This window comes from Nitrospira defluvii (genome assembly GCF_905220995.1).
GTDB classification, from domain to species: Bacteria; Nitrospirota; Nitrospiria; order Nitrospirales; family Nitrospiraceae; genus Nitrospira_A; species Nitrospira_A defluvii_C.
Genome location: NZ_CAJNBJ010000010.1, coordinates 21,648 through 32,176 on the forward strand (window position 1 = coordinate 21,648; position 10,529 = coordinate 32,176).

Here is a 10,529-nt window from a genome sequence, read left to right on the forward strand (position 1 = left end):
ATGCTGTCTTCTCTTCTGGCCTTCGCTCTCCGTCAACGTGTCCTGGTCGTCGTCATGGCGTGCATTTTGACCGCCGGAGGGATCTACGCGTTCCGCACCATCGCCATCGACGCCTTTCCGGACGTCACCACCGTGCTGGTCCAGGTCGTCACCAAAGTGCCCGGCATGTCTCCGGCGGAAGTGGAACGTTTCGTCACCTTTCCCATGGAACTCCAGCTGATGGGGGCGCCGGGGCTGACGGACATTCGCTCATTTTCAAAGGTCGGCCTGTCGATGATCACCGTCGTCTTCAAGGACGATATCGATATCTATTTGGCCCGGCAGGTCGTGCTCGAACGAATACTCGAAATTCAAGAGCTGCTGCCGCCTGGCTCCACATCGCAATTGGTCCCGAATACCACCGGATTGGGGGAAGTCTATCAATTCTATCTTGAGGGACCACACGACAACGACAAAGACTTTGTGATGAGTGATTCCGACCTCATGGAGCGGCGGACCATTGAGGACTGGGTCATTCGACCGCTGCTCAAAGGGCTCCCCGATGTCGTGGATGTGAACTCGCTAGGAGGATTCGTCAAACAGTACCAGGTCATGGTCGAACCGGGTTTGCTTCGCAAATACGGCCTGGCGCTTCATGATGTATTCGATGCCGTGGCGAAGAACAACGCCAATGCTGGCGGGAACATCCTTGAAAAAGACGACGAAAAATATGTGGTGCGCGGTGTCGGGCTGATCAAGACGCTGGAAGACATCGACCACATCGTCGTCAAACAGGTGGGTGGTACCCCCGTCTACGTTCGGGATGTGGCGGAAGTCCGGATCGGGCATGCCGTCCGCCACGGTGCCGCCGTGCTGAATGGGAAGCACGAAGTGATTACCGGCATCGTCCTCATGCTACGCGGCGGCAACGCCAGAGACGTCGTGCAATCCATCAAGGACAAAATCTCAGAAATTCACCACAAACGGCTCTTGCCGGATGGATTGCGCATCATTCCGTTCTACGACCGGATCGAACTGATTACGGCGGCGCTGGATACGGTCTACAAAGCCCTGCTTGAGGGCATTGTGCTCGTGGTCGTCATCCTGTTTCTGTTTCTTGGCAACGTGCGAAGCGCCCTCATCGTCACGGCCACCTTGATCGTGACGCCGCTGGTCACCTTCATCATCATGGACCAGGTCGGACTGACGGCCAATCTCATGTCACTCGGCGGATTGGTCATTGCCATCGGCATGATGGTCGATGGCTCCGTTGTGGTGGTGGAAAATGTGTATCGGCATCTCGCCGAACAGCGAGACGACCGTCTCAGTAAAACCGACGTCATTCTGCATGCCGTCACCGAGGTCGGACAACCGGTGATCTTCGGCATCCTGATCATTATCCTCGTGTTCCTTCCAATTCTGACGCTGCAGGGCATGGAAGGGAAAATGTTTCAGCCGCTCGCCAATACGATCATCATCGCGTTATTGGTATCCCTGGTTTTGTCCCTCACCCTTTCCCCTGTGCTCTGCGCTATGGCGCTGAAGCGAGGAACGGAGGAGGACACGTTCCTGCTTCGCTGGGCCAAGTGGGCCTACCTCCCAACCCTGCGCTGGGCGACGGGGCATCGCGTCACCGTGCTGGCCCTCGCGCTCGGGCTCCTAGGCGCCAGTCTCTCGCTGTTTCCTTTTCTCGGGGGAGAGTTTATTCCCATCTTGAACGAGGGGGCCATTTCGCCCCAGACCATTCGCTACCCCAGTATCGCGCTGGATCGATCCATCGAAATTGAAAAAGAAATGCAGCGTGCGGTGATGGAGTTTCCGGAAGTGCGCATGGTGGTGTCCAAGATCGGCCGCTCGGAGATGGGAAACGACCCTCAGGAGCCGAATGCCAGTGACCCGGTCGTGAGTCTCCGTCCGATGGACGAATGGACCACGGCCAAGACCAAATCGGCCCTGGACGATGCCGTCCGCAAGCGCATTGAAAAAGTGCCTGGAGCCAATTACCTGCTCAGCCAACCGATCCAACAACGCGTGGATGAGCTGCTGTCCGGCGTCCGATCGGAAGCGACCATCAAGATACTCGGGGACGATCTGTCGATTCTGCGAAGTACCGCGGAAAAAATTCAAACCATCATGGCATCGGTCAGGGGCGTGGGCGATGTGCGGGTCGAACAGCTCTTCGGACAGACCTACCTCACCATCGATATCGATCGGAGCAAAATCGCTCGCCACGGCATCAATGTCGCCCATGTTCAGGAAATCATTACCACGGCAATCGGGCAAGAACCGGCGACCCACGTGTATGAGGGAAACAAACGATTCGATCTGACGTTGCGATATCCTGAGAAATACCGCAACAGCGTCGACACGATTAAGAACATCTTGCTGACGACGTCTTCCGGCGCCTTGATTCCCCTCGGAGATCTCGCCACGGTCGAGCTGCAAGAAGGCCCCTCGTTAATCAGTCGCGAGGGCCTGCAGCGCCGGATCTACGTCGGGTTCAACACCTTGGGTCGTGATATCGAAAGTGTCGTCGCAGAAGCGCAAGCCAAAATTGCGAAAGAGATTCATCTCCCCACCGGCTATCATTTGGTATGGGGCGGCTCGTTCGAGAACATGCAGCGAGCCATGGCACGATTGAAAATCATCTTGCCGATCACGATCGGCCTGATCTTCATGCTCTTGTTTGCCTCCTTCAATTCTGTCCGCCATGCCGCGCTGATCATCATGAACTTGCCGTTCGCGATGATCGGGGGGATCGTCGCACTCTGGCTGACAGGTGAATATTTGAGTGTCCCGGCCTCGGTGGGGTTCATCAACCTGTTCGGCGTAGCAGTGCTCAACGGAATTGTCCTGGTCTCCTACTTCAACAAGCTGCGTGAGGATGGCCTTCCGTGCGACGAAGCCATCATCAAAGGATGCACGCTTCGACTCAGACCGGTGCTCATGACTGCGCTGGTCGCCCTCCTCGGTTTAATACCGCTCGCGTTCGCCCATGGGATTGGATCGGAAGTGCAACGTCCCCTCGCCGTCGTCGTCATCGGCGGGCTCGTCAGTTCTACCCTGTTGACGTTGATCGTCCTGCCCGTGCTCTACCAATGGTTTGATCGGCCGGATGCCCCCGGTGCCCGCAGCGAGGAACGAACGGCATGACCACATCGACTTCTGCGCGGGCTACGGCCACACTCTCAACCCATCCCTGGCCCCGCGTGATGCACAACGGCTCGCGAAATCATGCAGGCTAGTGAGATGCCGAGGTGGTATCACGCACATGATGCTGTATGATGCGCAAACCGAGAGCGTGTCTGGTTCAGCTGAGTCACACAGTCCCATTCCCCCACAGGAAGGATATGAATCGAATCCTATGGCATGGACGTTCCTGGTTGTCGCCGGATTGCTGGAAATTTGTTGGGCCATCGGACTCAAGTATACGGAAGGATTCTCCCGATTCTGGCCCACGGCCGTCACGCTCGTCGCCATGGCGGCCAGCTTTGGCTGTCTTGCCCAAGCGTTAAAGAGTATCCCTGTCGGCACAGGTTATGCGGTCTGGACAGGCATCGGGGCTGCAGGCACAGCGGTGTTAGGCATGGTCATCTTTGCCGAGACTGTGTCGCTCATCAAAGTCGCTTCACTCCTCTGCATCATACTCGGCATCATCGGGCTCAAAAGCAGCGCCTGAACCACGGTCGGTGCAGACACACGTTCGACCGGTTGTCCTGGGCCTATCGACTCCACTGGAATCGTTTCTACTGCGACTCCTCAAGCGCAGCACCCCGCCGCACCACAGCCACACACTCGGCGAGTGCTGGTTGAGGGTACCTTTGTAACAACTCCGACCGCTTCTTTCCTGCGGCCACGACTGGCTCAGTGATCTCTCGAATCCCATTCGCTCAGACGCCATACTCACCTCTCCTACGACTCGGCCGCCTGAGGGATCACGAGCAGCCCTACAGCCTGCACGACTCGAACGCCTCTCTCGCAATCATGATGCCGATGGCTGCACTGGGCTCGTCATGTTCGAACGGTGATGCGAGGGCTTCTATCTATGAGCAGCGGCCGAGCAGCCTACGGGATACTCCGCCCGATCGTTCGAATCCGCACACGGAGCCCCGTGCGACTTCCTCCAGGGAGAGACCGAGACATTGGTCGAGCGCAAAAACAGGCGGGTTCGGCCCCAATTACTCCAACCAATCCGCCACCTCCCACCTCAACATCGCTCAGACCGAAACTCAAGAAACATGGAACGAAATATGCGTCGACATTCACAACATGCGACCGTGCCATACCGACACCGACGGCGGTCTGGTCAACGCAACAGCTATCTCCGGGGAAAGGTGGCGAAGCATGCACACCTGTTCCGCCTTGTGGCTTCAGGCAGTGCTCATGTGCGCAACAGTCTCGGATCCCTTAGATGCAATCGGGACAGCGTCGAGCCACCAGATCTCGGAGTCTTCATCGATCAGCCAGCCTTACGACGGGCCCCTGCTGCTGGCCCCGAATTCAAGCGGGCCACTCACTACAACCAACAGGCATGCCCAGACGACACCTGCAACCACTCGCCGGCGGATAAAGATGGCCCTCGCCCGCTATACCACCGTTCAACCACAAAGCCTCCACCCACGACCGCTGGCGCCGGTACTCGATGAACATTGGGACCTGAGGCCACTATTCATCGGCCCCAGGCACGCCGTCACGGTAACAGCGCCTTCTCAAACTCCAGGCGCAACTTTCGCCGAGGGATCTTCCTTTACACCGTTCGTCCCCCGCCCTCCAGACGATCAGCCAAGCTTCACCCTAAGCGCAATGCCGTATCAGGGAAATGAGTGCGAGCGAATGAACGACGCATCCCACCTGGTCTTGCATGGAGGCAACTAGCCGCAACGAGATCACCCGGCCCGTCAACCCTGCCCACCATGCATTCACTCATACCTGCGTTTGGGGTCAAGACTGGGTCGCTCCACGCAAGCAGTTGATTTACTTTAGTCTCGCCTCCTAAGATAAGAACGAATGCACCAGGAGCCTGCCGGTCATCAGCCTCCTCCACGCTCCCGTTGAACGCTCTCGACCGGGACAAGGAGTGGGGGTATCTGTTCGAGCAGACGGCACTTGTGTCCCGAAACAATACGTATGGCAAGCACCAAACAAAAACCCTTCACGATTCTGCTGGTCGAGGACGACGCGGGGGACGTGGATCTGTTCCTGCGCACGGTTGAACAAGAGCTACCCCGCCATGAAGACGATGAGATCACGCTGGTCATCAACGCGACGGCCGAAGGAGCGATCGAACGCCTCCAGAAAGAGCCCGTTGATCTCATCATCGCCGATGTACGTTTGCCGGGCATCAGCGGCATTGAGCTGCTGCGGCGCGTTCAGGACCTGAACCGACGCATCCCGGTCATTATCCTGAGCCGGGTGGATGCAACGGAGACGGTCATCGATGCCATGCGCCACGGGGCATTTGATTATGTCGTTAAACCCTACGACCCGATGGATCTGGCGGCCCGCATTCATCGAGCCATGCGGATGTCGGAAATACTCCTGCAGGCCAGTCCCGATGAACCTGCCGCCCCTCGAATCCCCTTCAAAAACCTCGTCGGGGTCAGCGCGCCAATCCGGAATGTGATGGCTATGATCGAAGCGATCGCCCGTGTCCCTTCGACCACGCTGATTATCGGAGAGACCGGTACCGGCAAGGAACTGATCGCCAAGGCGATTCACGAGCGGAGCCTCGACAGCGACGGCCCGTTTCAAGTCGTGGACTGCACCACCTTTTCAGAAGGCACGGTGGAGAGCGAACTGTTCGGCCACGTCCGCGGCGCATTTACCGGTGCGGTGTCCGACAGAACCGGCCTGATTGAATCCGGGAGTCACGGCACCGTCTTCCTGGACGAAATCGGCGACTTGCCGGCGAATCTGCAAGCCAAGCTCCTACGCGTGCTGGAGGCAGGGGAAGTGCGTGCGGTCGGCAGCACGCAGCAACGGAAGGTTAACGTCCGTTTCGTTGCCGCGACGAATCAGGACCTGGCTGAAAAGGTGAAGCGGAACGAATTCAGAAAAGATCTTTTTTTTCGCCTCAATGTCATGGTCATCCGCGTGCCGCCTTTGCGGGAGCGGACGGAAGACATTCCCGTCCTTGCCCGGCACTTTATCGCACGCTACGCGAAGGAGTTTTCAAAGCACGTGGAGGATCTTCACCCCACGGCCGTGACGGAACTGGTGGCCTACCCTTGGCCGGGCAACGTGCGGGAACTCCGCAACGTGATGGAAAGGGCCGTCATGCTCGCCAAGGGAGATCGCATCAGCGTCGCCGATGTCGCAGGGATGTTGGCGATTCCAGACCACCGGCAGCGAGAGATCCCCGATGAGGATTATCTCCACCTACCCTATGCCAAGGCGAAAGAACAAGTTCTGGAAGCGTTCAACCGACGGTATATCTCCACCAAACTAACGATCCATCAAGGCAACGTCACCCATGCCGCCCAGGATTCCGGCCTCCCGCGCTCCTACTTCCATGAGATCATGCGCCGCTACACCAAAGATGAAAAATAGCGGTGTTAGCAAATCATGACACCTCGCCGCGAACCATAATCACAAGCTATTGTTTTTATTGAACAAATACAATAAAAACAGAGCCGTCCGTATTCACAGACACACAATATTGATTATATATCAATAACTTGCGTTCAATCTCTACTGCTACAGTCAGCACTTTCTGACTTCGCCACCCCATCCTCCGTTTCGCTCCCTCAAACACCATTCGAGTCAAATCTTAAGACATTGATTACATTGAAATAATATCACTCTATTCAGACGGAACTTTGGTGTGATCTCGAGCGGTAACGGCACGCGAATTGTAATATCTTCCTACCGCGAGCGAATGTCCGCTCGACATTTTCGAATTGTGAGGGACGAATGTTTCCAATTCGACACAAAGAAAGGAGGCCCACTAGACGAACTTGCATTCGTGTGAGTGTAGTGAAGTCGTACGAACAGGTGCATGAGGGACTCATGCGCCTCACAAGGAGGTAGCTATTATGCAGGTTTCCGTTTCACGGAGACAGTTTCTCAAAATCTCGGCGGGAACCGTCGCGGCCGTGGCCGTGGCGGACAAAGTCCTCGCGCTGACCGCCCTGCAGCCGGTCATCGAGGTTGGGAACCCGCTGGGTGAGTACCCGGATCGGTCCTGGGAGCGTGTGTATCACGACCAGTACCGGTACGACTCATCCTTCACTTGGTGCTGCTCACCGAACGACACCCACGGCTGTCGCGTCCGGGCCTTCGTCCGGAACGGTGTCGTCATGCGCGTAGAGCAGAACTATGACCACCAAACCTACGAAGACCTCTACGGCAACCGCGGAACGTTCGCCCATAACCCGCGCATGTGCTTGAAGGGCTTCACCTTCCACCGTCGCGTGTACGGTCCCTATCGCTTAAAGGGTCCATTGATGCGGAAGGGCTGGAAGCAGTGGATGGACGACGGCTCCCCTGAGCTGACGCCCGATGTGAAGCGCAAGTACAAATTCGACAGCCGCTTCCTCGACGACCTCAACCGGGTGTCGTGGGATACGGCCTTCACCTACGTGGCCAAAGCCGCGATCTTGATCGCGACGCGCTACAGCGGTGAAGCCGGTGCCCGTCGTCTCCGCGAGCAGGGGTATGCTCCGGAAATGATCGAAATGATGAAGGGTGCAGGCGTACGGACCTTCAAGCATCGCGCTGGTATGCCGGTGCTCGGCATCGTCGGCAAGATGATGAACACCCGCTTCAACGGCGGATGTTTGCCGTTGCTGGACTCCTGGATTCGTAAGGTCGATGCCGAAAAGGCGCAGGGCGGAAAGTATTATTCCAACTACACCTGGCACGGCGACCAGGATCCGTCCCATCCGTTCTGGAACGGGACCCAGAACTGCGACGTGGATCTCTCCGACATGCGCTTCTCCAAGCTGAACACCAGCTGGGGTAAGAACTTCGTCGAGAACAAGATGCCGGAAGCGCACTGGAAGCTCGAGTCCATCGAGCGCGGCGCTCGCATCGTCGTCATTACGCCGGAGTACAACCCAACGGCCTACCGCGCAGACTACTGGATTCCTCTGCGGCCGGAGACCGATGGTGCGAACTTCCTCGGTGCTGCAAAGATCATCTTCGATGAAAACTTGCAGGACATCGATTACATCAAGGAATTTACCGACCTGCCGTTGCTCGTACGGACGGATACCCTCCAGTATCTCGATCCGCGCGATGTGATCGCGGATTACAAGTTCCCGGATTTCTCCAAGAGCTATTCGGGACGCATCCAGTCCTTGAAGCCCGAGCAAATTGAACGGCTCGGCGGCATGATGGTCTGGGACTTGGCGAAGGGACAAGCCGTCCCTCTGCACCGTGAACAGGTCGGCTTCCACTTCAAGGCAAGCGGCATTGATCCAGCATTGACCGGTACCCACCGGGTGAAGCTGCTCAACGGTCGCGAGATCGACGTGATGCCGATCTATCAGATGTATCAGGTGCACCTCCAGGACTATGACCTGGATACCACGCACCAGATCACCCGTGCGCCGAAGGACCTCATCGTCCGGTGGGCGCGGGATTCGGGCACGATCAAGCCGGCCGCGATGCATAACGGCGAAGGCGTCTGTCACTATTTCCACATGACGGAAATGGGTCGGGCGGCGGCGTTCATTATGACCATCACCGGCAACATCGGAAAGTTCGGAACGGGCTGCCATACCTGGTCTGGTAACTACAAGGCCGGTATCTGGAACGCTGTGCCTTGGTCCGGCGCGGGCCTCGCGGTGCATACCGGTGAGGATCCGTTCAACCTGACCTTGGATCCGAACGCTCACGGCAAAGAGATCAAGACCCGTTCGTACTACTATGGTGAAGAAGTCGGTTACTGGAACCATGGTGATACGGCCTTGATCGTCAACACGCCGAAGTACGGACGGAAGGTGTTCACCGGCAAGACCCACATGCCGAGCCCCAGCAAAGTCCGCTGGGTCACCAACGTGAACATCCTCAACAACGCCAAGCACCACTATGACATGGTGAAGAACGTCGATCCGAACATCGAGATGATCGTCACTCAGGACATCGAGATGACCTCGGACGTCAACCATGCCGATGTGGCGTTTGCGTGTAACTCGTGGATGGAGTTCACCTATCCGGAAATGACTGGCACGGTATCCAACCCGTGGATTCAGATCTGGAAGGGTGGTATCCGTCCGCTGTACGACACCCGCAACGATGCGGACACGTTCGCCGGCGTCGCAGCCAAGCTGTCAGAAATGACCGGCGATGCGCGCTTCCGTGGCGTGTTCCACTTCGTCTACATGAACCGCGTCGACGTGTATCCGCAGCGGATGCTGGATGCCAGCGCCACTTGCTACGGATACAGCGCAGACGTCATGTTGAAGTCGGAAAAGGGTTGGATGGTCATGGGACGTACCTATCCGCGCCACCCGCTCTGGGAAGAGACCAACGAGTCCAAGCCCCAGTGGACGCGGTCGGGTCGTATCGAGACCTACCGTATTGAGCCGGAAGCCATTGAATACGGCGAAAACTTCATCTCCCACCGGGAAGGCCCGGAGTGTACGCCGTATCTGCCGAATGCGATTTTCTCAAACAATCCGTTCATTCGGCCGGACGACTACGGGATTCCGATCACCGCGCAGCACCATGATGACAAGCACGTGCGGAACATCAAGCTGCCGTGGGCGGAAATCAAGCGGCATCCGAACCCGTTGTGGGAAAAGGGCTACCAGTTCTACTGCGTCACGCCCAAGACCCGGCACCGGGTGCATAGCCAATGGTCGGTGAACGACTGGGTGCAGATCTATGAGTCGAACTTCGGCGATCCGTACCGCATGGACAAACGGACACCGGGTGTCGGCGAACACCAGTTGCACATCAACCCGCAGGCGGCGAAAGACCGCGGCATCAACGACGGCGACTACGTCTTTGTCGACGGCAACCCGGTGGACCGGCCCTATCGCGGCTGGAAGCCTTCGGATCCGTTCTACAAGGTGTCCCGTTTGATGATTCGTGCCAAGTACAACCCGGCGTATCCGTACCACGTCACGATGGCGAAGCACGCCCCGTACGTTGCCACGGCGAAGTCGGTGAAAGGACACGAGACGCGGCCAGACGGACGCGCCATCGCGGTGGACACCGGTTATCAGTCCAACTTCCGGTACGGCGCTCAACAGTCGTTTACCAGAAACTGGCTGATGCCGATGCACCAGACCGACTCACTCCCCGGTAAACACACGATTGCCTGGAAGTTCAAGTGGGGCTATGCCATCGATCACCATGGTATCAACACGGTTCCGAAGGAATGCTTGATCCGCATCACCAAGGCGGAAGACGGCGGCATCGGAGCCCGTGGGCCGTGGGAACCAGTCCGGACCGGCTTCACACCGGGTCAGGAAAACGAGTTCATGATCAAGTGGCTTAAGGGTGAACATATCAAGATCAAGGTCTAGGGCAGAGGGAGTCTGCCGGAGGGGGAGACCTCTCGGCACTTCGTCCTCGATACTTGAAACGAATGCGAACCA

The 10,529-nt window shown here is 57.4% G+C and carries 4 protein-coding genes; all 4 read left to right on the forward strand.

Translation table 11 applies throughout. From position 1 onward, the window contains the following. The 4 genes from KJA79_RS11350 (at position 1) to KJA79_RS11365 (ending at position 10,457) form a co-directional block, all read left to right on the forward strand. Entirely contained in the window at positions 1-3,132 is a 3,132-nt protein-coding gene (locus KJA79_RS11350) for an efflux RND transporter permease subunit (RefSeq protein WP_213042165.1), read from the forward strand. A gap of 211 nt (positions 3,133-3,343) precedes the next feature. After that, on the forward strand, positions 3,344-3,658 hold the full coding sequence (gene sugE, locus KJA79_RS11355) for a quaternary ammonium compound efflux SMR transporter SugE (protein WP_213042166.1): 315 nt from the start codon (positions 3,344-3,346) through the stop codon (positions 3,656-3,658). 1,448 nt (positions 3,659-5,106) lie between these two features. Further along, complete coding sequence (locus tag KJA79_RS11360) at positions 5,107-6,528, forward strand: sigma-54-dependent transcriptional regulator (protein WP_213042167.1); 1,422 nt, start codon at positions 5,107-5,109, stop codon at positions 6,526-6,528. 485 nt (positions 6,529-7,013) lie between these two features. Continuing rightward, entirely contained in the window at positions 7,014-10,457 is a 3,444-nt protein-coding gene (locus KJA79_RS11365) for a molybdopterin-dependent oxidoreductase (RefSeq protein WP_213042168.1), read from the forward strand. The last annotated feature ends 72 nt before the right edge of the window (positions 10,458-10,529 follow it).